The organism is Akkermansia sp. N21169 (genome assembly GCF_029854675.1).
Classification (GTDB): Bacteria; Verrucomicrobiota; Verrucomicrobiia; order Verrucomicrobiales; family Akkermansiaceae; genus Akkermansia.
This window is the reverse complement of the sequence record NZ_JARWNC010000038.1, coordinates 120737-147121: the sequence shown is the minus strand read 5'-3', so window position 1 is coordinate 147121 and position 26385 is coordinate 120737. Positions and strand designations below refer to the sequence as shown.

The window sequence follows — 26385 nt, the reverse complement described above, 5'->3', positions numbered from 1 at the left end:
TTGGGGAAAGTTTCATCATTTCCACCGCTTCAATCCGGTTTCGTCATCCTTGAGGAACATCTTGAAATGTTCCTGCACGGATGGATGATAATTATTATTCATACTTTTCTTGGCTGTCTCCACATCCACATACACAGCCTTATATTTCTTACAAGATTTCTCGAACTCGGATAGATTTTGAGGATAAGGGAAAAATGGAGAATATTGAGGTTTAGAAACATATAAATCCGGACGGATAAATTTGATATAGTCAGGAGCCCATAAGACACAAGATCCGGAGGAAATATCCTGATATTTTAACAAGAAACCATGTTCCATTTTCGCATAGGATGTTCCAGCGCGAACGGATCTGAATAATTGGACAGGATCAATTATAGAACAGATAAAAAACAAAATTACGGCAATTGTATATTTTTTATGATTCACGACAGTATCGCATATATTCCTGCCAGCATTCGTCTTGATAAGGTAAGACAAAACTCCGGATGCGACAAGAATGGTAGCCGGTTGTAAAAGTCTGAAACCTAAAGTATCAAAATACGTTGTAAAACGAGAATAAACGATCAAAGCATAATAGATCAAACCGACACAACAAAAGCACAGGGACAGAACATTTTCTTCGGCAAAACTGATCAATTTCTCATAAGTCACCTTGCGGGATCTCCTTGCAATTTCCCATGCACATAAAAACAAGACTGGCAAGATAATCGCACTGGATGAAATATATAAATTATTCTGGAATTCAGCCAATGTGGAATACAATAGCATTTTAAAAAGAGTAAAAATAGATTCCGGCGCCGGGAATCTCTCCAGCCCTGTCGCATAACCGCACTTCACAACATTGAGTAACATATACCCGAAAGCCAGAATACTCGTCGCTACTGCTGATAGAAAGAGCCCTATGGTTGCCTTGGCATTATTTTTCTTCTTTCCTTTAATATAAATCAAAAACTGTAGCGCAACACCCATCCACAAGACACCGGTAATAAAACATCCGATATAGCGCGATAAAATGACTAGGGAGGCTGATAAAGTCAAAAGAACAAATTTACGTACTTCGAGCGTCCTGCATTCCATAATATCGGAGAAAATAAAACAGAATGATACCAATCCCAGAATAAACGGCTGTTCCGACCATGTTTGAGAAAATATCATTAAAGAAAAAGGAGTTACAAACAAAAGGCAAAAAGCCCATGAAGCATCTCTAAATCTCTTCCAATATAGAAGGAAAATACACCCAAGAATCACGAGAGAAAGAATGACAGATGCAAGTAACACCGGTACCCGAAACAATAATGAGCAGAACGCGATTAAAGCAGGATAACCCACTGGCCACCATGTAAACCAGGAATCGGGATCCCCGGCTGCAAAATCATTGTGCATGCCATGCCCATCAACCAAAGTCTGTGCCTCGCGCAAATATCCGCAAGAATCAGGACTGATTCTATATCCAAATAAATAGGAAAAGGAAACAATGCAAACAACAGCCGCAATAAAAATACTCGTCTGAATGGCAAATCCATTCCTCCGGGCAAAAATATTCTGCCCCATTGGTGCACGATTACAGTACCTCCCCTGTAGTATACCTTCAAAAATACCTGCTATGACAATGGCAACAGGTACGGAGCAAGCCCCCAATCCAAGAGAGAAGAGCTTCGAAATTAGCATATGGATTGATATTGAATCTGGAAGCAGGGAAAGCATCCTAATCCCAATCCTACTTCCTTCACCAGCGTTATTCAGAGGTAGGTAAAAAAATCGACCGTATATATCAATACCATACAAACCAGAGCCAATCAAAGCCAGGCATATGATGATCCATAATTCTTTTCTTTCGCCTGAAAAATAGTTCAAAGAATCCTCTACAAAAGACGTCCTATAAACAAAAATAACTCCTATAATAATCCACGGCAAAAATAGGGAATAGGAACTTAGAGGCAAAAATGCAGCCAGAAACGAAAACAAAACAATAGCTTTCGCCTGAAACCCATGTTTTTTCAAATAGTCGAACATAACTAATTATCGGATGATGTCTTTTTTACCCGACCACCTGCGGAAGGTATAATAAAACAGGCACTGCAACGAATTTTTAATCGCATTCTGCGAGACACGCGGTGAAGGAGAAACATAGTGAATCGGAACCTCGACCCAATCACTCTTCCTGAGCAAATAACGTAGTTCCGTCTGATAAAAATGAGCTTTTGATCTGAGAGAATACGAAAGTATTTTACCCATTATAGGGCGAGTAAAAGCTTCATACCCACTCGTCACGTCCCGCATGGGGCATCCTAGCAATACCCGTGCCAGAAACGAACCGAATTTTGACAAAACACGGCGTTTCAAAGGAGAATCGTTCAAAGAGCCTCCATTAATATAACGAGATCCGAACGCACACTGATTCCCTTCCTGCAACGCACGGATAAACGCAGGCAATGCGGCCGGATTATGAGACCCTCCGCCGTCCATTTCTACAATATAATCGTGTCCGGCATGAAACGCCTCCTTGAATCCTCTCAAATAGGCATCCACGACATTACGGTTTTCCGGAGCCCACACATAAACAAACCGGGAATCATCTTGAGCAAGTTGTGAACACAAGTCAGGGGTGGAATCTGTTGAAGCTCGATCAACAACAAGATAAACTTTACCTCCAGGGACATTATCCAAAGCATCCTTAAGAGATTCAATAAATGAGGCAAAACCCTCTTCTTCATTAGCCATGGGAATGGCTATTCCATAATTTGCAGTTTTCATATTCAAGAAAAAATCCGTTTCTTTAAATCAAGAGCAGAGCCCATCGCCGCATCCATGTTATAATATTCCCACTCGGCAAATCTCCCCAATAGATAAAAGCCTTCCGGTTCCACAACTTCGCGTACCTGTTGAATGACTTCCCTCGTCATACCGTTCTGCATGGGATAGGTATATTCCTCAAAATGATGGGTAATATATTTTGGGCAGAAAGGTATCTTCTTTAAATTTTCCAATATTTCATTTTTCCCCAATACAGATGAAAACTCAATGGTAACCGACATCCTGCCGGGTTGAGAGTTCAGAGGAGAAAAATTTCCGGTACAAATGATGCGGTGGGCTTCATGATCATCAGCAGGCATGTATATCCAACTGTACGGATTGGCATCCACATAACAGAGAACGGACGTTGTCCCGTGATACTCCAGTTTTTGAATTTCTGCATCATTTATCCTTATGCCGCTCTTCTTCAAAAGAGAAGGCAACACTTTGATATTACCGCAAAAAACAACCTTATCAAAGATCTCATCACCAATTACCCATCGGCTCCCATTTTTGACAATCTCGGTAACATCGGTATCGAGAGATAGATCCAATCCTTCTGCAAGCGTATCCGCAATAAATTGAGATCCATTTACTTTAGGATAAAAAAATGAACTATGGACGAAGCTGTTGCTTTCTCCCTGGCGGCTAATATTACTGATGAAAATATCCTCAATTGACGGCGTGGGAAGCTTGCCTTCCATCCATTCCAGAGGAACATTTTTTAAACTCTTTCTCCAAATCTTACGATTATAAGGACCAAAATAAATTCGATAGAGAGTTTCTCCAAACCGACTTTTTAAAAAATCGTCAAAATTACTGACTGCCGCAGGCGGGTTCATTGCAATTTCCAATAGTTCCCGTATGACGGATGCTTGTGTTAATAAGTCCAGCTGATAAACATGGTTTTCCACGGGAGCTCCAATAATACGGGTATCATCAAGAGCAATCGCTACATTCCGATTTGCAGGAATAAAATCAGTTTCTTTGTTGAATAGACTCCAAAACCAGTCCAACACATCCTGACGTTTGGAATTGAATACATGCCCTCCTGTCAAATGATAAAGATTGCCTTCTTCCATGGTACATTTGATCAATCCTCCGGGACGGCTCTGTTTCTCGAAAACCCTGACTTTATTCCCGGATGATAACATGCGGGCTATTGACAATCCGGAGACTCCCGCTCCGATTACAGCAATATTCATACTTCTGAATGTGATAGATGATAATTACGGAAAACAAAGCAACGGCTCATCAGATAGGAGGCAGCAGCGGCAAAAAACATTCCGCTCAATAAAGAAGGGGGATAGGAAGCTCCCCTGCAAAAACGAACTAAAGCATCCGTCCTTTCCACCTGGTTAGTTAAAATATACCAGTCAAAATAAAGAATTAGGATTTGCTGGGCAATCCATGTGGCCGACAGCAACACGATGGCAGCGACAAACTGGCTTATTATAAATCGAAAAACAGATCCTTTAATACTTGTATGAACAGCCTGTATTTTAAAGCTCCACAATCTATTTCCTATATAAGAACACACCCATCCTCCGCTGTAACCCGACAATGTTGCCACCAGAGTCATTCCGAAAATTACATGGTAATACATCCACCATGAAATACACCAATGCACGGAAGAAGAAGCAACACCAACTACAATAAATTTGTAGAGACTTGAATTATTCGCGAGTACATCCTGGATGTTTTTCTTCAAAATGCTCATCTCTAACTTTTCAACAAGAGTAAGTCTCATGTACCTGTCCGAATTACCTCCCGGAATTCAGTTAACACATGACGCGGCAGAACGACCGCCCGCGGGATAGTTATAGCGGATTTATAATCCGTAATAATTACTCATAATTAACTTATTATTAATATTATATAAATAATAATACAAATCAATAAAGAAGCCAATAGGTCACAATTCTTGACAGCAAGTGTTTACCATTGAAGGGTGAAAAAAATGTTGCATACGGATTATAAAATCGTCACAACATTCGGACTATTGGATAGGCATCGGCAAGCGTTCCGCCTTGATCTTGACAATGTTCCCATCCCCTCTAGTATCAGCTCCTACGAACGGCACTGGCTCTGCGCCTTCGCTACGCGAACCGGCCCGCCTCCTCCTCCGAAACACCGAATCATTATACAAACATGAATCAGCCACTCCGTCCAGAAACGCTTTGCGTCCAAGCCGGCTGGACACCTAAAAAAGGTGAATCCCGCGTCCTGCCCATCTACCAGAGCACAACGTTCAAATACGAAACGAGCGAACAGATGGCCAAGCTATTCGACCTCGAAGAAGCCGGATTCTTCTACACCCGCCTCCAGAACCCGACCAACGAGGCAGTCGCCTCCAAAATCGCCCAGCTTGAAGGAGGCATCGCCGCCATTCTCACATCATCGGGCCAAGCCGCCTCATTCTACGCCATCTTCAACATCTGCGAATCCGGCGACCATGTCGTCAGTACATCCGCCATCTATGGGGGCACCTACAACCTTTTCGCCATCACGCTCAAGAAAATGGGTATTGAAGTCACCTTCGTCGACCAGGACGCCCCTGCCGAGGACATTCTCAAGGCTTTCCGTCCCAACACCAAACTCCTTTTCGGCGAAACCATCTCCAACCCCTCCCTCAACGTCCTCGACATCCGCAAGATGGCCGACATTGCTCACAGTCAGGGCGTACCGCTGATCGTAGACAACACCTTCGCTACGCCGATCAACTGCCGTCCGTTCGACTTCGGAGCCGACATCGTCACCCACTCCACCACCAAATATATGGACGGCCACGCTTCAGCCGTCGGCGGTGCCATCGTCGACAGCGGAAACTTCGACTGGGATGCCCATAAGGACAAATTCCCCGGGCTGACCGAGCCCGACCCCTCCTACCACGGTCTGGTCTACACGAACAGCTTCGGCAAAGGAGCCTATATCACCAAGGCCACGGTTCAGCTCATGCGCGACCTCGGCTCCATCCCCGCACCCCAGAATTCATTCCTGCTCAATATCGGACTGGAAACCCTCCACCTCCGCGTCCCGCGCCATTGCGAGAATGCACAAAAAGTGGCCGAGTTCCTGGAACAACAACCCGATGTCGCCTGGATCAATTATCCCGGCTTGCCTTCCAGCCCCCTCCATGAACTGAGCCAAAGGCAATTCCGTAACGGTCAATCCTGCGGTGTGGTCACCTTCGGCATCAAGGGAGGCCGTGAACGCGCCATCAAGTTCATCGACAGCTTGAAACTGGCCGCCATCGTCACCCATGTAGCGGATTCCAGAACCTGCGTGCTGCACCCCGCCAGCCATACGCACCGCCAGCTTTCCGACGAGCAATTGCTCGAAGCCGGAGTCAAGCCGGATCTCATCCGCTTCTCCGTCGGAACGGAAGCCGCCGAAGACATCATCGCCGACCTCCAACAGGCTCTGGATGCCATCAAGTAATCGCGGCGCAAACAATTTACGGAATAAAAAACCATGGGATCTATCAGTCCCATGGTTTTTTGTAGGGAGTCCCCTCCTCTCGCGCAGGAGCTCACATCCCGTTTACTTTTTCTCGCGGGCGGCAGGAAGACTCGCAACCGGCAGGTTCTTCCTCCATCCGCTGGCATGCTGGTAATAATTGATCGCCTCCTGGAGCATTTCCTCCGCCTGCGCATCCGCCGGAACAGGTTCTCCGTTCTTATAGTAATGAGCCTCCTTCACCGGCTTGAGGACGATCATCCCGTCCCCCCGGCAGTACCCGATGTTCTGGTAATTGCTGATGAAGTAACGGGAGCGGTAACCGGGCTTGCGGGCGTCCTTGCCGTAGAACGAGGCATCATACGTCCAATTTAGCAGACCGAGCAGAGTCGGCAAGGCATCAATCTGGCTGATCGGCATATCGTAACGTTCGGGCTTGATGAGAGAAGGAGCATAGATAATCAGCGGAATCAGGTGCGTCTCCGGATTCAGATCCTTCTTCCCGGCACTGCCCGCACCATGATCGGCAATAAACAAAAAAACCGTATTGTCAAACCACGGTTTCATCTTTGCCTGCCGGATAAACTCTCCAACCGCATAGTCGGCATACTTCACCGCTCCGTTTCTTCCCGTCTTGGACGGAATATCGATCCTGCCATCGGGATAGGTATACGGACGGTGGTTGGACGTCGTGAAAACGAACTGCAGGAACGGCTTACCGGACGCGGAAGAACGATCCGCCTCCTGAATACAGCGGCGGAACAAATCTTCATCGCACACCCCCCAAACCGTTGAATGGGTAATGTCCTTGTCGTCCATCGTCGTACGATCCAGCACCTCGAATCCATTGTTCCCGAAATAATAATTCATGTTGTCGAAATACCCATAGCCGCCGTAGATCCATTTCCTGTCCTCGTACCCCTTCTGCTGAAAAATCGAACCCACTGTCTGGAGGTTCTCGTTTCCCTCCTTCCTCAGAATGGCCATGCCCGGCAACGGGAGAATGGACGTACTGACCGCCTCCAATCCGCGGACGGAACGCGTCCCCGTCGCATACGTATGCGGGAAGAAAACGCCTTCCGCTCCCAGACGGCTCAAGTTCGGCGTCAGGATCAGGCCGTCCTTCCGGTTCTCCGGCAGGAACTCGGCCCCCATACTCTCCATCACCACAATCACAACATTGGGATGGATCTCCTGCTCCGGATTGTGGATCGTACGGGCGATGCTGCCCGTCTCCGGAGCCAGAAATACCGTCCCGGGTTCATTCAATTCCTTCTGCAGAAACGCGGCCGCCTGACGCTCGTCTGTCGTCGGATAATATTCCTTGTAACTCAGTTCGTTCTTCAGGAATGCGCTAAACAGGCTGTACATCCCGTCCTTGGCCAACTCCGTATTGTACCGGTTTCCGGTCATGTCCGTATCCTTCGTATCGAAAGATACGAAGGATAGTCCGCAGAGCAGCAGCAAACCGATCAGATGAAAGAAACGCTTCCAAAACCCCGGCGCCGGAGAAGAAGGTACCAAAGACTTCCTCATCAGCCACGTCACAAGCGCAACCACCACGACCAGGGCGCTCATAATCGGAATAATCGGATAGGACTGGTAAATATTGCCGATCACCTCCTTCGTATAGATCAAATAGTCGACGGCTATGAAATTGAAGGTCGAGGAAAATTCGTCCCAGAAAAATCCCTCGGCAATTTCTTCAAACAGGCTCAACCCCAGGAAAAAGGCGAAAAACAGACACGTCGCCACCCGGTCGAACTTCCCACCATGCCTCTTCTGCGGCAAAACGAGAAGATAAAGAAAATAAGGAACCATCCAGTACAAAAAAGCAATCACCAGTTCCACAACAAAGACGGCAAACGTCTTGAGCACAGCCCACACCCCCCAGTCTACGTTCCCCGCCTCCAACAAAGTCGTAATAATAGTTTCTACGACCTCAATCCCCGCGAAGAAAGCGAAAAACGGCAGGACGCGCCTCAGGTAATAGTAATGGTCAAGCCTCATAATAGGTAGTCTTCGGAAAAAGGACAATTCCTTTCCCGGTCGTCCCTTTGACACAAGTAAGCGGTTAGTCGTTCAAAGAACAAAATTCCCCTCATTCCTCTACTGATCACGATCCCACATCTACTTGTTCCGAATGCCCAATCCCTTTTATCCATCTACTCCTACAAAATGGACATGCGGTTTGTGTAACCGCAACAAGAAACTCATCCGAGAGCACAGGCTCTGGATGCGCCTCTGTTGCTAACCCTCTGATACGATGACGCACTATATCAAGCTTGTAGCAACTGACAACGGCGACATAATTCCTCCGGACAAGCTCGTCCGGATGGTTGTGGAAAACGGCAAAGCGCACGGGATTACACTCCAAGAGATCGCCGACCGAATAGAGGTAACGCGAATGACCGTTTTCCAATGGATGAATTCGTACACGCTGCCGTCGATTGCCCAGATCGACACTCTCCGCGCTATCGAAGACGGATTTCAGAAAGTGCCGGTCATTGAATCCTGAGATTGGTAGGAAGCGCGGTTATAAAAACAATATTGTCCATTCAGGGCGTGAATAAAAACAAAAAAATAACCTGCGTTGCCATTTGGCAGCGAACATGTTGAAGGGACTGTCTCACGAAGGATTGAAAAATCCGAATGAGACAGCCCTTCTTTTTTGCATAGAATGCTGTATGGAAAAGAAAACGCTGGAAGAAGACCAGTAAAAACTCAACGGGTGTATTTCCACAGTTGGAAACCGGAAAAGATCTCCATAAGTTCCGCATGAGGGAATTCCCCCTCAAAGTCCGGGAAGAATGTGTCGCCGTCGTATTCCGCAGCAATTCTTGAAATCCAGAGAGTGTCGAGCAGGGGCATGAACAGGGCGTATATCTGGGCTCCGCCGATAATGCACACTTCCCTGTCCATCAAATCCAAATTAAAAACGTCTTCCAGCGCGGAAATGCGCAATACTCCTTCTGCCGACCAGGAGGAATCCCGAGTCAGAACGATATTCTGGCGGTTCGGGAGGGGCTTGCCAAGGGAATCGAACGTTTTGCGCCCCATCACGATGGGATGTCCCGTCGTCAGCCGCTTGAAGACCTTGAGATCCTCCGGCATATGCCACGGCATGCCGCCATTTTTCCCGATAACCCGGGAAGGAGTCATCGCGACAACGGCAGAGAATGTCAAACCGCTCCCGCTTTTCAGGGATTCCATCGTTTCCTGGTTTATCATAGGTTTTCGGGGTAATTGTTAGACGGAAATCGGAGCCTTGATGGCCGGGAAGGGATCGTAGCCGGTCAATTCGAAATCCTCATAGGAAAAACCGTCGATATCCCGGACATCCGGATTGATTTTCATAACGGGAAGAGGCTTGGGCGTCCGCGTCAGCTGAAGGCGAGCCTGTTCCAAGTGGTTGTTGTAGAGGTGCAAGTCTCCGAAGGTATGGACGAATTCCCTGGCTTCATAGCCGCACACCTGAGCCACCATCATCAGAAGGAGGGAATAGGATGCGATGTTGAAAGGCACGCCGAGGAACAGGTCGGCACTGCGCTGGTAGAGCTGGAGGGAAAGTCCGTGCTTGGTTTCTCCACGCGCGGCCTGGGCCGGGATCACGCAGAATTGGAACAGGGTATGGCACGGAGGAAGAGCCATCTCGTTCACGAGAGGCACGTTCCACGCACTAACAATGTGGCGGCGGGACCAGGGAGTTTCTTTCAGGGAACGGATCAGATTGGCAATCTGGTCGATTGACCGTCCATCCGGAGCGGCCCAGCTGCGCCACTGGGCGCCGTATACGGGGCCGAGATCGCCGTTTTCGTCTGCCCACTCGTCCCAAATCGTCACTCCGTTGTCGTGAAGATATTTGATGTTTGTACTTCCCTGGAGGAACCAAAGAAGTTCGTGGATGATGGAACGGAGATGCAACTTTTTGGTTGTCAAGCACGGGAAGCCGTCTCGAAGGTCGAACCTGGTCTGACGTCCGAAAACGCCGATCGTACCTGTACCGGTCCGGTCTTCACGACCGACGCCGTTTTCCAGGACATCGTTTAATAATTGCAAATACTGCCGCATGACGAAAAGGTTCTTTATTTTTTGGTAAGCAGATGATATGGAATCCCATCGAGAAAGGCAATCAGATTGCTTGCCTCTCTTCCTCTCTCGAGACCCATCAGAAGCATGTTCAGTTATCCGGCGAGTCACCCACTCTTCTTCGTTTTCATCATCCTGCACATTGCAGGCATCGCGCTTGCATTCCCTGCCCTGCTCTATACCCGGACACCCCAGGGTAGTATTGCGTGGGTCATCTCTCTCGTGTTCTTTCCCTATGTTGCCGTACCGCTGTACCTGATTCTCGGGCCGAGGCGGTTTGAAGGCTACATTGAAATGAGGCGTACAAGCCAGAAAAACAACGATGTTCTCAATCTTTTATCCGACGACATCAGCAATCAGCTCAAAGAATATCTGAAATCCGAACAGGGAAAACACAGTGGTTTTTTCAGAATGCTGACTCACTTGTCCAATCTCTACATCTGCCGTGGAAACTCCTGCAAACTCCTCATTGATGCCCAATCCGCCTATCCCGATATTTACGATGCCATTCGGAACGCAAAGGACTATATCCTCGTCGAATTCTACATCATCAAAAGTGACCTCGTCGGAGACATCCTCCGAAAACTTCTCATCGAACGCGCCCGGGAAGGCGTCCGTGTCTATGTCATTTACGATGAAATAGGCTCCCACAAACTTCCGCCCGGCTACATTTCCAGTATGAGACGGGCAGGTATCCGCATCCAGCCCTTCAACGGCAAACGCTTCTTCCTGCGCAACATTGTGCGCGTCAACTTCCGCAACCACCGCAAAATTGTGGTCGTGGACGGTAAAATAGGTTTCGTTGGAGGGATGAACATAGGCCTGGAATATATTGGTCAGAGCAACCTCGGCTACTGGCGCGATACATTTCTGGGTTTGTCCGGTCCAGCCGTGATCCAGGCTCAGCTCACATTCCTGGAGGACTGGCTCTGGGCAACTAACGGCAATATTCCCGAGCTTTCCTGGGTCATCTACCCACAGCCCCAGGACATGTCCGTCCTGATGCTTCCGTCCGGACCAGCCGACCGGGTGCCGACATGGAGGACGACCGTTATCGCCCTGGCCAATGCCGCCCGCCGGAGGCTCTGGATCGCTACTCCGTATTTCGTGCCCGATGAAGCGACCTTTGCCTCGCTTCAAGCAGCCGCTCTGCGCGGCGTAGACGTCAGGATTCTCAAGCCGGAAAAAGCGGATCACCCGATGGTGAAACTCTCATCCATGACATACCTTCCGGAAACCGTTCCGTTCGGTATCCGCATTTACCACTACACCAAGGGCTTCATGCACCAGAAGGTCATTCTGGTCGACGACGATCTTGCCACAGTCGGCACGGCCAATCTGGACAACAGATCACTGACACTCAACTTTGAAATCACAGCCATCGTCCATGATCCAGAATTCGCCGGAAATGTCCATCAAATGCTGAAAAAGGATTTTGACGATTCCCAATTAGTCGACCCGAAAGATTACGCTTCCAAGCCTCTTCTCTACAAGATCATCTGCAATTTCTTCCGCCTCCTGGCCCCCATCCAGTAAGGCATGCCCGCAAGAAACATTAGTACAACAATACGGCGAAGATAACGATCCCGATGGCAATGCGGTACCAGCCGAACACGGCAAAACTGTGTTTCTGCAGGTAGGTCACCATCCACTTAACGGCAAGAACGGCAGAAATCCACGAGGCCAGAGTCCCTGCAACCAGAGGTGCCCAACCAAAGTGTTCCAACATCACTTGCCCGTGCTTCATAGCGTCATAGCAAGTTGCCGCCCCCAGAGTTACCAACCCGAGAAGGAAGCTGAACTCGACGGCTGCCGACAGAGAAAGCCCGACAAACATGCCACCCAACATCGTCATCAAGCTACGGCTCGTGCCCGGCCACATGGCAACGCATTGTAAAATACCAATAATAAAAGCCTTACGAGGAGTTAGTTCTTCCAAAGAAAGTCCCGTGTTTTCATAACCATGCCTGTTCCGCCAGCGGACGTAAACCAAGATTCCGGCGCCACCGACAACCCAGGCGGCAATGACAGGCTTGATCCCAAAAAGAACGGATTTGATGGTATCGTCAAAAATCAACCCGATGACGACAGCGGGAATAAAAGCGACCATTATATTGATCAGCATTTTCAAGCCGGCGGGGTTTTTCCCGAAAAGCCCCTGCACCATCGCTCGGACACGCGGGTAGTAAAGGCCCAAGACGGCCAGGATCGCCCCCCCCTGAATACAAACGGCAAAGGCATCATCGGCTTCCCCGTTTTGAATTCCCAGCAGAGCCTGGGTTACCAGCAGGTGGCCGGTCGAACTGACAGGCAAATATTCGGTTAATCCTTCTACGATCCCGAGTATAATAGAATCAAAAACGGTCATGACGCGCCAGTCCTACTGGAATCGCGTCCACGGGTCAATATCGCAGAACGCCAAACTGCATTTTAGAGGATTTCCCGGTAAATTATCGCCTTCCGAGACGTTCTCCGGCATACTTCCCGGAACGAATAGGCTCCCACCATGCCGGATTATCTAAATACCACTGTACAGTCCTCCCGATACCTTCTTCAAACATAACTTCGGGACGCCAGCCGGTCTCCCGGTACAACTTCGAGAAATCAACGGCATAGCGGAAGTCATGCCCCGGCCGGTCATCAACAAAGGAAATTAATTCCGCATAAGACGCGCCCTCCCCTCGGGGGCGTAGACGGTCAAGCACGGCACAGACCTGGCGGACAATCTCCAGATTCGTTTTTTCGCAATTCCCTCCGATGTTATAAGATTCGCCCGGTCTGCCCTGTTTGAGAACCGTCAACAAAGCACGGACATGGTCATCGACAAATAACCAGTCACGGACATTGGAACCGTCTCCGTACACGGGAAGGGGTTTGCCCTCCAAGGCATTGATCAACACCAGAGGAATCAACTTCTCCGGGAACTGGCAGGGACCGTAATTATTCGAACAATTCGTCAATAGGACAGGAAGGCCGTACGTATGCCACCAAGCCTTGACCAGATGGTCTCCGGCTGCTTTGCTGGCCGAATAGGGGGAACGGGGATCGTAAGCCGTCGTCTCGGAAAAAGCAGTTCCCCCGTGCCCGAGGCTGCCAAAAACCTCATCCGTCGAAACGTGCAGGAAACGGAAGCGCTCCGCCTCATCCTCCGGCAACTTGCTCCAGTAGGAACGAACGGCCTCCAGCAGGGTGAAAACACCCATGACGTTCGTCTCCATGAATGGCCGGGCACCGTCGATCGAACGATCCACATGAGACTCCGCCGCAAGATTGAGGACGGCATGAGGCCGGAAATCCCCCAGCACGCGATCCACGGCCTCACGATCCGCAATATCGGCCTGTATAAATGAGTAGCGCGAAGAACGATCCGCTTCCTGCAAGGAAGCGAGATTGCCGGCATAAGTCAGCTTGTCCAGGTTCAAGACCTCGTGCGGCGTATCCCGGACGATCATCCTGACAAGGGCGGAACCGATAAATCCGGCCCCCCCCGTGACAAGAATACGCAAAATCGGCGGTGTTTCATTCATGATGCGGGACAATAGCTGGGAGGCGTTCTTTCAGACGACGGACAGCCGCAAGCACGGCATCCGCCTCCAAAAGGGACAAATTGCCGTCGGAACGCACGACTTCGTGGAAATCTCCATACGGTTCATACCGGCGGTCACCACCGCCATCGGCCAGAGTTACAGACGGAATACCCGCATGGGAGGCCATGGCAGGAAACAGGCCATCTACAGCAATCACGCAGGATGCCTTCTGCATCGCTGCAACCAGGATGCCCGGATTCCCCGTCGTTACGGGAATATCAATCTCGGCAGCCAGGGTTCGTGCATTCCCGTCATCCACATCCAAGGCCACAAGACGGCATTGACTATCAAGCCCGGCAACAAGACGTTTCCATAAATCGACAGGCCATTCCTCTCCCGAGACTCTATTGGAAAACGGAGCCAGGAGGATTTCCCCTTTGCCCTTGCGATAGCCTTCATGAAGAGAGGGAAACAGAGACGGATCCTGGTTCGGGATAGAGTGGGCTTCTGCAAGAGCCATATAATCCAGAATGCGGGGACGATCCGGTTCTTTCTGGTCGCGATACGGTGATTTGACGCGGAATTTGACTTTGCCGATGCTGGGATGGTTGTCAAAACCGGAAAAAGTCAGAGGCATAAAGGGAAGCAGTCCCTTTACCGTTTCTTCACTGCCATCCAGCAGGAAAGCCATGTCGTAGGGACCATCGTCGTACAATTCCGGTTCATCCAGCCGGGCCGCCAGTTCCCGGGCATCCCGAAAAGCTACGACCTTGTCCGGCAAATGCAATTCCTGCCAGAAGGTTTCCTGCTCCGGCCGGCACAACGCAATCACCTGGATATCGCACCGGGCTGCTTTCAGGGCACGCATCAGGGGCACGGAAAGGATGGCTTCCTCCAGACTTTCCGGACAGGCAAACAGGATGCGGAAAGGAATGAGATCCATGCCTTCCAGCAAACGGTTCGTCTTCTCGTCGGATGATACAAAGGCATCCAGAACTTTCCAGCGATGGTGCATCCAGAAACCGTCTAACGGAGACTTGCGCAGGATTTCTTCCATCTTGCGATTCACGGCAATCGTAATCCCGGCAATAGAACTATCCACGGATTCCGGGTCAATCGGTTCCCCCATGTCGGCAACCCAATACCCCGGACGCTCCGTGTAAACGCCAACGGCAATCAGGGCCGCCTTCGTCCGCTTGTACATCAACGCCGGCAAATAGGTCGTCCCCGCCACTTTGCGAAAGTAAGGAACGAACACTCCTTCCTGGACAAACTGATCGCTCAAAACTCCCAGAGAACCAAGTTCCTTGAGAAATTTCAAAGGAGCCTTGATGCCGCTCTCCTTGGAAAACATACATGTTCCCCGCTCCGTGCGGCGTTTATAGAGGTATTCCTCCATCAAGGGATTATCCATCTGCCGATACATGGAACCGAAGTGCTCCACCTCCTTGAAAAACGTCCGTATCCTGGCAAGAATTTCCCAATTGCCCGAGTGGGGGATGCAGCAGACCGTACCCCGGCCCTCCCGGAGCCCCGCCGTAAAAACGTCATGGTTTTCGATACGAACGCACTTTTCCAATTGTGCCTCCGACAAGGTAGCCGTCTTCGCAGAACCAATCAGATTGGCAACCGTCCTCTTGAAATTTTCCTTCACGAGAGTATTCAATTCCTTCCCGCGCAACCGGGTATCCATCACAATGCGGAGATTCCGCGCCACAATCCGCCTCCTGCCGGGGAAAATACAATAGACTATAAAACCGACCATACGTCCGGCTTTACACAAAACGTACATGGGAACCAGAGAGAGGCATTTCTCGAAAACATGGAAAAAAAACATCCCAAGATGTTGAGAGAATGTATTCTTCGGGGTCTTGGGCGTCACCTGTTCTTCCGTAGTCATAGCGCAGATTCAAATTACGGAAATTCATGGACGAACTCAATGCTTTTCAGGAATTCACCACATATCCGGCACCCGGGACTCAAGAAAAGGCGGAGCTCCGGCGATTTTTCTCCGGGATTGCCAAAAAAAACATGTTGCGCTAAGGTATCGTCATGGAAATAACGCTGGATTCCCCCTTGGACATGCACCTGCATCTGCGCGACAGCCAAATGCTGAAACTGGTAGCCCCTCTAAGCGCCCAATCTTTCGCGGGAGCAGTCGTCATGCCCAACCTTGTACCGCCTGTCAACTCCGCAGCATCCCTGCATGCTTACAGAAACCGCGTTGAAGAAGCGACCAAGGGGGAAATCTTCCAGCCATACATGACGTTGTTTTTCCAGTCCTATACGGAGCAGGAACTGGCCAGTCTCAGGCCGGACATTTTCGGGATCAAACTCTACCCCGCCGGAGCTACGACGAACAGCGAAGGAGGAGTCAAAGCCATCCATGACGCAGAAGGCACTATGAAAATCATGGAAGAAATGGGCATCCCCCTGCTCGTCCATGGAGAAAGCCACGGCTTCGTCATGGATCGCGAAGAGGAATTCCTGCATGTTTACCGCCATTTGGCAACGGCATTTCCCAAACTTACCATCTGTATGGAGCACATCACCACGGCTTCTGCCGTTCAACTGCTCGACGAATTCGAAAACCTTTGCGCAACCGTCACCCTCCAACACCTTATCATTACTCTGGACGACGTAGCCGGCGGCATGTTGCGCCCCCACCTCTTCTGCAAACCAATCGCCAAACGACCAGAAGACCGCGACGCCCTCTTGCAAGCGGCCCTGGCAGCCCATCCCAAGCTCATGTTCGGCAGCGACTCGGCACCTCATCCCATCCATGCCAAGGAAACATGCGGGTGTGCGGCAGGCGTATTCACCGCTCCCATCGCACTGCCCGTCCTGGCCGATCTCTTTGAACGCCACGGAGCTCTGGAGAAACTTCAGGACTTCGTATCCGGCAACGCATGCCGCCTCCATCATTTGACCCCTCCCGTCAAACACATCACTCTCGCCAAAAAAGACATGACCGTCCCTGACGTCTACGAAGGATATGGCAAAAACGTCGTTCCCATGAAAGCGGGAGAAACCATCTCATGGTCTATCCGGTCATAACGCACCGGACCGGATAAGGTTCGCTCCTGAAGGGCTGTAATTCTGCAACGGGTTTACCGGACAACGGCCCGTCAAAACGCCTTTTCTCCAAGCTCCGTTGCCATAACATTACCCAGATTTATGTTGTCTCACGATCCTTCCTGGATAATATCGCCGTAACAAACGGCTTTCTGATTATATTATGCAGCTCCCTTTCCGCTTCATCATCCTGTCCTGTATCGGACTGCTCGCCCCGGCTACCGGATTTTCACAATCCCTTGCTCCGATGCTTCCCGGAGGACTTCAACCCTCCTCCGCCATGAAACCGGAAGCTCCCAGAGCCAAGCCCGCACGGGTCGTCAATAGAATCGCCGCAACCGTCAACGGGCGTCCCATCACGTCCAGTGAAGTCAGCTTCCGCCTAATGCCCATCGGAGCCCAACTTGCGACCCAATATCCAAGACAGGGAGCCGAATTCAACAGGCAGCTCGCCGCCGCTAAAAAGGCAATCATCAACGATCTGATTGATCGAGAACTCGTCCTGAGCGAATTCGACTCCAAAGGAGCCCAACTCAAAGATTCCTATGTTGACCAGGAAATCTCGCGCACAATTCGTGAAAATTTCAACGGCAACCGCGATCGTTTCCTTGAAAGCCTCCGCCTCTCCAACATGACTATACGCAACTTTCGCGAAGTCACCAAGCGCAACATGGTCGTCATGGCCATGCGCGCTTCCAAATACGACCAGGACATTCCGCCTACACCCGACGAAATCAACCGTGAATACCAGGAAACCAAAATGAAGTTCCGAGATATCACGAAGGACCACATCCAGTTCAAAAAGATCTTTATCCCCATGCTCGGAGACGAGCATGACTCTACTCCCGACGTCCAGCTCAAGCTGGCCGAACTCGTTGCCCAGGAAATCAGATCCGGCAAATCCTCCTTCGAAGAGATGGCTAAAACCTATTCCAAGGACGGCATGGCGGAAAACGGAGGGGTATGGCCAATGAAAGAGCGTTCGGAACTATCCCCGGAATTTGCGGCCATTATTTTTGACACTCCCGAGAACCAGCTCGTCGGCCCCCTCATCGAACCTACCGGATTCACAATCGCCGTTCCCCTGAAAAAGAATCTGGCTCCTGCCCCGCCTCTCTCGAAAATCAAGGACGAAATCGATGCTCAAGTCCGCAGCAAGCGCAGCAATGAACGCTACAAGCAGTGGATTGAGCGTTTACGCAACAAAGCCATCATCAAAACTTACATCTAAAAAGACAGGCAATTCCGCCAGCCGCCCCCGGTTCCCTCCAAGGACCGGGGGCTTTTTCTTTCTCCTTCCGGATACGGCTTCTTCCATTGATTCCTCGCCGTACATTCAAAGAGGCGAACGTTTCTTTATGACTTGCATAATTCGCAGGAGAGAGTCATAATCCTCCCCGTATTATGAAACCTACACTCCTTGTTCTTGCAGCCGGGATGGGCAGCCGTTACGGTGGCCTCAAGCAGCTTGACCCCATGGGCCCCAACGGTGAAGTCGTCCTTGATTACTCCGTTTATGACGCCATCCGCGCCGGTTTCGGCAAAGTCGTCTTTGTGATTCGCCGTGACTTTGAAGAGGCTTTCAAGGAAAAAGTCGGCAGCCGCTTCGCTTCCAAAATCGAAGTGGATTACGCTTTCCAATCCCTTGACGACCTTCCCGAAGGATTCTCCGTTCCCGAAGGACGTGAAAAGCCCTGGGGCACGGCTCACGCTCTCCGCGCCGCCCGCAATGTCGTCAAAGAACCGTTTGCCGTCATCAATGCGGACGACTTCTACGGCACCGACGCTTTCATGCAGGCAGCCACATTCCTCAACACCATTCAGGACGAACCCGGCAAAGCCCACTACGGTATGATCGGCTATCCCCTGAAAAATACCCTTTCCGACAACGGCGATGTCAATCGCGGTATCTGCACCATCAACAACGGCCTCCTCGCCGGCGTTGAAGAATTCGTCAAAATTCTGACAGAAGAAGACGGAGTCACCCGAGGCGAAAACCTTGAAGGCAAGCGCCTCCCGGTTGATCCCGAAGAACTCGTCTCCATGAATTTCTGGCTCTTTGGCCCGTCCTTCATCGAACTGACGGAAGCCCACTTTGTCGACTTCCTCACCAAACGCGGTACGGAACTCAAGAGCGAATGCTACATTCCAACCGTTATGGACGCCTTAATCAAAGCCGACCGGGCCGACTGCAAAGTTCTTGCCACCACATCCAACTGGTTCGGTGTCACCTATCCCCAAGACAAGCCCACTGTCGTTGCCGGCATCCGGGCTCTCATCGATCAAGGGGTTTATCCGGAAAAGCTCGCTTAATTCCAAGCCATGCACGATTTGAAAGCAACAGCCGCCCTGTTCGACCTCCGAGGAGACTTCGTCCACGGACACCCCTACGGAAGCGGTCACATCAACGATACCTACTGCATCTGGGTAGATCAGGCAGGCCAGCGCATCCGATACATCCTCCAGCGTCTCAACCAAAACGTATTCAAGCAACCCGTACCGCTGATGGAAAACGTCAAGCGAGTCACGGATCATGCTCTCTCCCAGCTGAAGGAAAGCAATTGTGCCGAAGCCTACCGCCGTACCCTTACCCTGATTCCCGCCATTGACGGAAAGCCTTACGCAATTGATGCGGAAGGCAATTGCTGGCGTGTCTACCCGTTCATCGAACGAGCCCGTACCTACGACCAGATCGAAACCACCCAACAGTGCTACGAAGCAGCCAAGGCCTTCGGTGAATTCCAAAAGCTCACCGCCAACCTTCCCGGCGATCCCCTGTTTGAAACCATTCCGAACTTCCACAATACGACCAATCGCTTCCAGGCCCTTCAGGAAGCTATCAAGGCTGATCCTCTCGGACGCGTTCAGGAAGTGAAAAAGGAAATCGAATGGTTCATGGCACGCGAAGCAGACTGCCATCGCGTCGTCAACTACCTGGCTTCTGGAGAACTGCCCGTCCGCTGTACGCATAACGACACCAAGCTCAACAACGTTATGCTTGACGATGTCACGGGAGAAGGCATCTGTGTTATCGACCTCGATACCACCATGCCCGGTTCCGCCATCTACGACTTCGGCGACATGATCCGCACGGCGACGTCCCCCGCGGCCGAAGATGAAAAGGACATATCCAAGGTCACCATGCGCATGTTCATGTTCGAAGCCTTGCTGCAGGGTTATTTATCCTCAGCAACCTTCCTGACCCCGCTTGAAAAAGAACTGCTGCCCTTCTCCGGCAAACTCCTGACAATGGAATGCGGTATCCGGTTCCTCACGGACTACCTCTCCGGAGACGTGTACTTCAAGATCAAGCGCCCGGAACACAATCTGGACCGGTGCCGCACCCAGATCGCGCTCGTTGAATCCATCGAAAAACAGATGGATGAAATGAATGCCCTGGTCGCCAAATACTAAACCACCTCATTTATACCGCAGGGGGTGGGCACCGGTTTGCGGAAGCCCACCCCCCTTTTTTAGATATTCACTCCAACCACCACTCACCATCCATCCATGAAAATCCTCGTTACAGGCGGCGCCGGGTTCATCGGCTCCCATATCGTCGAACACTATCAGGACAAAGCTGACGAAATCCGCGTCCTCGACAACCTCCGCACCGGCTATCTCAAAAACCTCGACGGCCTCAAGCACACTTTCATCGAAGGCTCCATTTGTGATCGCGACATCGTTCGCAAAGCCGTCGAAGGTGTCGATTACATTTTCCACATGGCAGCTCTCGTCTCCGTCCCGGAATCTATGAGCAAGATCGAAGAAACCATCGACATCAACTGCCGCGGTCTTCTCAACGTTCTCGAAGAAGCCTCTGCCGCAGGAGTCAAAAAGATTGTTCTCGCCTCCTCTGCCGCTATCTACGGTGACAACCCCACCGTACCCAAAATCGAAACCATGTATCCGGAGCCCAAGAGTCCGTACGCCATCACCAAGCTTGACGGCGAATACTACCTCGCCATGTTCCGCTCCATCGGCAAGATCAACACCGCATCCGTCCGGTTCTTCAACGTATTCGGCCCCCGTCAAGATCCCAAGGGAGCCTATGCCGCCGCCGTGCCGATCTTCATCGAAAAAGCCTTGAAAAACGAAGACATTACGGTTTATGGAGACGGGGAGCAAACCCGCGACTTCATCTACGTCAAGGACATCGTCGGCGCCCTTACCTTTGCTGCCGAACATCCCGAAGTAACCGGAACATTCAATGCCGGGTACGGAGGTCAGATCACAATCGAAGACCTTGCCCAAAAGATTATCAAGGAAGCCGATTCCTCCTCCAAAGTCCTCCATGCACCGGAACGCGCCGGCGACGTCAAACACTCCCGCGCCTGTGCCGACAAACTCCGCGCTGCCGGCTGGAAGCCCCGGCATTCTCTGGAAGAAGGCCTGGCCGCCACGCTTGCCTATTTCCGCAGTATCCTTGGCAAATAATCTTTCCAATCCGGTCATCGAACCGTATTGACGCATCTGTTCAGCCGCCCTTTTCTCTACGAAGGGTGGCTTTTTTTGTATGACTTTGCACCCGCATCGGCACCTTGACTTGCTCACATCGGCTTCTATCATCCAACTATGACCTGCCAAATGTACCATTTGTCAGCAATGTATTCTCCGAATATCCCTTTCCACATGATCTCTTCCGGATATTCGGGCAATTTCCTATCCCGTAAGCCTGTGAAAAAAATCCAGGCAATGTACCTGCCAGTAAAAATTCACATCCTCCAACAATTGATTAACATACAGAAACCATTCTATTTCATTAACAAAGATAGCTATGCTATTTTGCATCACGAATAAGGTGTTGACTCGCAAGAAAAAAAGCAGAAAATCCTCGTCTCCGGGCGCATCACGGATGTACAAAATTAACCATTCTCTCACCATGAACAAAAATCTGATTCACTCCTGCACAACGGTCTTAGCCGTTTTTTCCGTTCTGGGTGCCCTGACCTCCTGCGATGAGGCCACCAACAAGCAACAATCTTCCGCCGCCATCCCTCCCCCTGACGTCCAGGTCACTGAATTGATCCACCGGGATGTTCCCATCACGGCGGAATGGATAGGTTCTCTCCGAGGTACGGAAGATGCTGAAATCCGCCCGCGCGTCAGTGGTTACCTCCTGAGCAAGGATTATAAAGACGGAGCCTATGTCAAAAAGGGAGAAATCTTGTTCCGTATTGACCCTCGCCCATTCCAAGCCGCTCTCGACCAGGCTCGCGGTCAGCTGGCACAGGCTCGCGCCAACGCTGAAAAATTCAGTTTGGACGTCAAACGCTACACTCCCCTCGTCGAATCCGGTTCCGTCAGCCGCAAACAGCTTGACGACGCCGTCCAGTCCTTGAAACAGGCCGAAGCATCTATCAAAACCTCCGAGGCTTCCGTTGCCGATGCGGAAATCAACCTCAAGTTCACGACGATTGATGCCCCCATCTCCGGGCTTGCCGGACTTGCCCAGCCATCTATCGGAGACCTTCTTTCTCCCACATCGTCCGAGGCCCTGACCACCATTTCCTCCATTGATCCGATCCGAGTAGACTACTCCATCAGTGAAAATCAACTTCTCGACGCGTTCGAAAAAAACGGCATTGATCCCGAAAAGGAAAAATTCCAAGTCATTCTCGCAAACGGCAAACCCTATTCCGAACTGGGCACTCCTGTAGCCGTTGACCGCAACGTAAGCCGCCAAACCGGCACCATTAATATTGTCGGCCAGATTCCCAACCCGAAGCACGAACTTCGTCCCGGCATGTTCGTACGTATCAGAGCTGTTGTCAAAGTCATTAAAAACGCTACACTCGTCCCTCCGCGCTCCATCATGAAAGTGCAAAGCATGAGCTTTATTCTCGGCATAGGCAAGGACAACATCCCGTTCATCTTCCCCGTCAAACCGGGACCGGTCGTTGATCACCTTCAAGTCGTCGAACCGCTCAAGGGAGAATTCCCGCCCAAAATGTCTGTTGTTGTCGAAGGGGTTCTCCAAGCGGCATCGCGCCAGGGCAAAGCCCCCGTCAACCCAGTTCCTTACGTTTTCCAGGAATCCCAGCCCATCATCAATTCCAAGGCCGTCTCCGACTTCGACGACAAGGGCAAATTAAAAACGCCTGGACAACAACCCGTCTCCGGTAATAAGGAAACCAAATAACCGGCCTTTTCTCCTTAGCAGCTTGTACCCGTTCAGCCTCTCAACCTGACGCAAGCTTCAGAAATATTCCACATCTCTACCTGCATGTAACACATGTCCAAGTTCTTCATCAAACACCCCATTATCGCCATGGTGATCTCTATCATCATGGTGATCATCGGTTCCCTCTCCATGATGTCACTGCCCATTGAGCAGTATCCGAACATCGTCCCCCCTAACATCAGTCTTCAAGCAACCTACCCGGGAGCCGATGCCCAGACTGTCACGGACTCCGTTGCAACACCCATTGAAATGCAAATGTCCGGTGTAGACAACATGGAATACATGCAGTCCACCAATTCCAATAACGGCATTTGCAAAATGTCCATTGTTTTCAAGGTCGGCACCGACCCGAACATGGACCAGACGCTCACCTACATGCGTTACGCCCAATCCACTGCCCAGCTTCCCGGTGAAGTTTCGCAGATGGGCGTCACTCTCACCAAGTCGGCCTCCGCCCCGTTATGCCTGGTGTCCCTCTATTCTCCAGACAACTCGCTCGACTCCGTGTTCCTTTCCAACTACGCCTACGTCAGCCTTGTCGACCCGATCAAGCGTCTGCCCGGCGTCGGCGATGTTCAGGTCTTTGGCGCCGGTCGTTATGCCATGCGTATCTGGCTGGACACCAAGCACATGTCCTCGCTCAACATTTCTATTGATGAAATTAAGGCAGCCATCGCCGCCCAGAATACCGTCAATCCCAGTGGCCAGGTAGGAGCCGAACCCGCAGCCCCCGGACAAGACTTTACCTATACGATCCGCACGGCCGGCCGCTTGTCTACTGTTGAAGAATTCGGCGATATCGTCATCCGTGCCGTCGACGGCAAATTCGTCTACCTCAAGGATGTCGCCCGCATCGAACTGGGATCGCAAACCTACGCCGTCAATGCCCGCTACAACGGCTCTCCTACAGGGGCTATTGCTATTTACCAGACCCCCGGTTCCAACGCAATCGACACCGTTGACGCCATCAACAAAATGATGAAGGATTATTCCCGCAGTTTCCCGTCGGGACTTTCCTACAAAATGACGATGGATACGACGCAGGCAGTCCGTTCTTCCATCGAAGAAATCGAACACACACTCGTCGAAGCACTCTTGCTCGTTGTCTTCGTCGTCTTTATCTTCTTGCAAGGCTGGCGCGCTACATTGATTCCCGCCATTGCCGTACCTGTCTCCATCATCGGTACCTTCGCCGTCTTCCCCCTACTCGGTTTCACTCTGAATACCATCTGCCTCATGGGGATGGTACTGGCCATCGGCCTCGTCGTTGACGATGCCATCGTCGTCGTCGAAGCCGTCGAAGCCCACATGGAGCGAGGTCTCACGCCGCGCCAGGCAGCCTTTGCCGCCATGGAAGAAGTATCCGGTCCCGTCATTGCCATCGCTCTGGTTCTGGCCGCCGTGTTCCTGCCCTCTCTGTTGCTTCCAGGCATCACGGGAACTCTGTTCCAGCAGTTTGCCGTTACCATCGCCATCTCGATGCTCATTTCGGCATTCAATGCCCTCACACTATCTCCGGCGCTTTCAGCCATCCTTCTGAAATCGAAGAATGAAACGCACAGCCTGCTCACGCCCTTCTACAACGTTTTCAACGCATCTTACGAAGCAACGGCACGCGGTTATACCGGGATCTGCCGCTTCCTGACGCGCAGGCTCTATATCTCCATCCCCTTGCTGGCGATCATTTCTTTCATGATCATCCCCGTCGCCAACAAAATTCCCGGAGGTTTCCTCCCGGAAGAAGACCAGGGCTATCTCTTCTGCGGTGTCCAGCTACCCGATGCCTCCTCCATGCAGCGTACGCGCGACGCCATTTCCGACATGGAAAAAATCATCCTCGACAACAACTGCGTCGATGCAGTGGTAAGCGTCATCGGTTTCAACATGATCACCGGAGTGCAAAGTACCAACTGCGGATTCTTCTTCGTCACTCTCAAGCCCTGGTCCGAACGCACCGCTCCGGGACAAAGTGCCAAAGATCTTACGGCACACTTCAACGTAGCATTCGGTCAAAAGGTAACGCAAGGCATGGCCTATTGTTTTGCCCCACCGGCTATTCCTGGCGTAGGTTCCTCCGGTGGTGTGACTTTTGTTCTGCAAGACCGTGCCGGTAACGGTATCCAATATCTGGATGAACAATCCAAGGTATTCACTGCCGAGGCCGCCAAGAGACCGGAAATCGCCAGCATACGCTCTACCCTGATGCCGGCTGTTCCACAAATCCGTGTCAAACTGGACGTGGACAAATGCTACTCCCAGGGAGTTAACGTCAAGGAAGCCAATAGTATCCTCCAGGCCTACATGGGTTCCCTGTTCATTAACTATATTACCTTGTATGGTCAGCAGTGGCAGGTGTATATCCAGGCACAGGCGGATGACCGTTCGGACATCAACCAGTTGGACAATTTCTACATCCGCAACAAGGATGGCGAAGCCGTCCCCATGTCCTCTCTTATTTCCAAGGAAAACATCACAGGTCCCGAATTCGTCTTCCGGTTCAATCTGTACAATTCCGCCCAGTTCCAGGTATCCGCTCAAAAGGGATATTCCTCAGCTCAGGCCATGGACGCCTTGGAAGAAGTCTTTCACCAATACATGCCCAACGACATGGGCTATGACTACAGCGGCATGAGTTTCCAGGAAAACCAAGTTCGCACCGGTATCACCATCACGGAAATCTTCCTCCTTTCATCGGTCTTCGTGTTCCTCATCCTGGCCGCTTTGTATGAACGCTGGTCACTTCCTCTGAGTATCTTCATGACCGTCCCGATCGCAGCCCTGGGAGCCTTCCTCGGTCTTTACATTTTCAAGTTTGAGCTGAACCTGTATGCCCAGATCGGCCTGATCATGCTCATCGGCCTCGCAGCCAAGAATGCTATTCTGATCGTCGAATTTGCCGTCATTGAGATTGAACGCGGCAAAGACCTCATCGAAGCCACGCTCTCCGCCGCCAGAATTCGTCTGCGCCCGATTCTCATGACTTCATTCGCCTTCATCCTCGGTTGCGTACCGCTGGCCCTGGCCTCCGGTTCCGGCGCCTATTCCCGCAATGTCATCGGCATCGTCGTCATCGCGGGAATGACGATGGCCACCTTTGTCGGCGTCTTCCTGATTCCATGCAGCTTCTACTTCATCATGCGCCTCTTCCGCGTCAAGATTGCCGCCAAGCACGATGGAGAAGACCCTGATGAAACGATCGCCATGAAATACCTGCAAGAAGGACATCCCCACTAAAACTCTGGCTGTCCCCTCCCCGAC

At 51.0% G+C, this 26385-nt stretch carries 20 protein-coding genes; 10 read left to right on the top strand and 10 right to left on the bottom strand.

Features of this window, described 5'->3' with window-relative positions; all coding sequences use genetic code 11:
* Window positions 1–15: 15 nt before the first annotated feature.
* Genes QET40_RS07140 through QET40_RS07125 form a run of 4 tightly spaced genes read right to left on the bottom strand, consistent with a single transcriptional unit; the run spans window position 16 to window position 4543 of the window.
* On the bottom strand, window positions 16–2013 hold the full coding sequence (locus QET40_RS07140) for a hypothetical protein (protein ID WP_280126485.1): 1998 nt from the start codon (window positions 2011–2013) through the stop codon (window positions 16–18).
* Between the two features lie 6 nt (window positions 2014–2019).
* Window positions 2020–2754, bottom strand: a complete 735-nt coding sequence (locus tag QET40_RS07135; RefSeq protein WP_280126484.1) for a glycosyltransferase — start codon at window positions 2752–2754, stop codon at window positions 2020–2022.
* Window positions 2755–2756: 2 nt separating this feature from the next.
* A complete protein-coding gene (locus QET40_RS07130) occupies window positions 2757–3998 on the bottom strand; it encodes an NAD(P)-binding protein (protein WP_280126483.1) in 1242 nt (413 codons plus the stop codon).
* Complete coding sequence (locus QET40_RS07125; RefSeq protein ID WP_280126482.1) at window positions 3995–4543, bottom strand: GtrA family protein; 549 nt, start codon at window positions 4541–4543, stop codon at window positions 3995–3997. The genes QET40_RS07130 and QET40_RS07125 overlap by 4 nt, the downstream gene beginning before the upstream one ends.
* A 401-nt stretch (window positions 4544–4944) precedes the next feature.
* Here QET40_RS07125 and QET40_RS07120 point away from each other — a divergent pair, with 401 nt between their 5' ends.
* Window positions 4945–6234, top strand: coding sequence for an aminotransferase class I/II-fold pyridoxal phosphate-dependent enzyme (locus tag QET40_RS07120; RefSeq protein ID WP_280126481.1), 1290 nt, complete (start codon window positions 4945–4947; stop codon window positions 6232–6234).
* Window positions 6235–6336: 102 nt separating this feature from the next.
* On the opposite strand, the gene QET40_RS07115 is transcribed toward QET40_RS07120, so the two are convergent.
* Window positions 6337–8262 (bottom strand): alkaline phosphatase family protein, encoded by a 1926-nt coding sequence (locus QET40_RS07115; protein ID WP_280126480.1) that lies wholly within the window; start codon window positions 8260–8262, stop codon window positions 6337–6339.
* A 256-nt stretch (window positions 8263–8518) separates the two neighbouring features.
* Between QET40_RS07115 and QET40_RS07110 the strand changes: the two genes are divergently transcribed.
* Window positions 8519–8770: a helix-turn-helix transcriptional regulator gene (locus tag QET40_RS07110; RefSeq protein ID WP_280126479.1), complete on the top strand. Its 252-nt coding sequence runs from the start codon at window positions 8519–8521 to the stop codon at window positions 8768–8770.
* A gap of 206 nt (window positions 8771–8976) precedes the next feature.
* On the opposite strand, the gene QET40_RS07105 is transcribed toward QET40_RS07110, so the two are convergent.
* Window positions 8977–9483 carry a dihydrofolate reductase gene (locus tag QET40_RS07105; RefSeq protein WP_280126478.1) on the bottom strand — a complete coding sequence of 169 codons (507 nt, stop codon included), beginning with the start codon at window positions 9481–9483 and terminating at the stop codon, window positions 8977–8979.
* A gap of 18 nt (window positions 9484–9501) precedes the next feature.
* Window positions 9502–10323, bottom strand: a complete 822-nt coding sequence (locus tag QET40_RS07100) for a thymidylate synthase (protein ID WP_280126477.1) — start codon at window positions 10321–10323, stop codon at window positions 9502–9504.
* A gap of 105 nt (window positions 10324–10428) precedes the next feature.
* On the opposite strand from QET40_RS07100, the gene cls reads away from it, so the two are divergent.
* Window positions 10429–11877, top strand: a complete 1449-nt coding sequence (cls, locus tag QET40_RS07095; protein WP_280126476.1) for a cardiolipin synthase — start codon at window positions 10429–10431, stop codon at window positions 11875–11877.
* A gap of 19 nt (window positions 11878–11896) precedes the next feature.
* Here the strand turns inward: cls and QET40_RS07090 are convergent, their stop codons facing one another.
* The 3 genes from QET40_RS07090 to QET40_RS07080 form a co-directional block, all read right to left on the bottom strand.
* Complete coding sequence (locus QET40_RS07090) at window positions 11897–12709, bottom strand: undecaprenyl-diphosphate phosphatase (protein WP_280126475.1); 813 nt, start codon at window positions 12707–12709, stop codon at window positions 11897–11899.
* A gap of 82 nt (window positions 12710–12791) precedes the next feature.
* Window positions 12792–13847, bottom strand: a complete 1056-nt coding sequence (rfbB, locus tag QET40_RS07085) for a dTDP-glucose 4,6-dehydratase (protein WP_345783063.1) — start codon at window positions 13845–13847, stop codon at window positions 12792–12794.
* A gap of 13 nt (window positions 13848–13860) precedes the next feature.
* Window positions 13861–15705 (bottom strand): hypothetical protein, encoded by a 1845-nt coding sequence (locus tag QET40_RS07080; RefSeq protein WP_280126595.1) that lies wholly within the window; start codon window positions 15703–15705, stop codon window positions 13861–13863.
* Between the two features lie 215 nt (window positions 15706–15920).
* Between QET40_RS07080 and pyrC the strand changes: the two genes are divergently transcribed.
* The 7 genes from pyrC (at window position 15921) to QET40_RS07045 (ending at window position 26361) form a co-directional block, all read left to right on the top strand.
* Entirely contained in the window at window positions 15921–16925 is a 1005-nt protein-coding gene (gene pyrC, locus QET40_RS07075; RefSeq protein WP_280126474.1) for a dihydroorotase, read from the top strand.
* A 181-nt stretch (window positions 16926–17106) separates the two neighbouring features.
* Window positions 17107–18174 (top strand): peptidylprolyl isomerase, encoded by a 1068-nt coding sequence (locus tag QET40_RS07070; RefSeq protein WP_280126473.1) that lies wholly within the window; start codon window positions 17107–17109, stop codon window positions 18172–18174.
* Window positions 18175–18347: 173 nt separating this feature from the next.
* On the top strand, window positions 18348–19256 hold the full coding sequence (locus QET40_RS07065; protein WP_280126472.1) for a sugar phosphate nucleotidyltransferase: 909 nt from the start codon (window positions 18348–18350) through the stop codon (window positions 19254–19256).
* A 9-nt stretch (window positions 19257–19265) separates the two neighbouring features.
* Window positions 19266–20357 carry an aminoglycoside phosphotransferase family protein gene (locus QET40_RS07060; protein WP_280126471.1) on the top strand — a complete coding sequence of 364 codons (1092 nt, stop codon included), beginning with the start codon at window positions 19266–19268 and terminating at the stop codon, window positions 20355–20357.
* A gap of 96 nt (window positions 20358–20453) precedes the next feature.
* Window positions 20454–21380 (top strand): NAD-dependent epimerase/dehydratase family protein, encoded by a 927-nt coding sequence (locus QET40_RS07055; RefSeq protein ID WP_280126470.1) that lies wholly within the window; start codon window positions 20454–20456, stop codon window positions 21378–21380.
* 445 nt (window positions 21381–21825) lie between these two features.
* Window positions 21826–23085, top strand: a complete 1260-nt coding sequence (locus tag QET40_RS07050) for an efflux RND transporter periplasmic adaptor subunit (RefSeq protein WP_280126469.1) — start codon at window positions 21826–21828, stop codon at window positions 23083–23085.
* A 93-nt stretch (window positions 23086–23178) separates the two neighbouring features.
* Window positions 23179–26361: an efflux RND transporter permease subunit gene (locus QET40_RS07045; RefSeq protein ID WP_280126468.1), complete on the top strand. Its 3183-nt coding sequence runs from the start codon at window positions 23179–23181 to the stop codon at window positions 26359–26361.
* The last annotated feature ends 24 nt before the right edge of the window (window positions 26362–26385 follow it).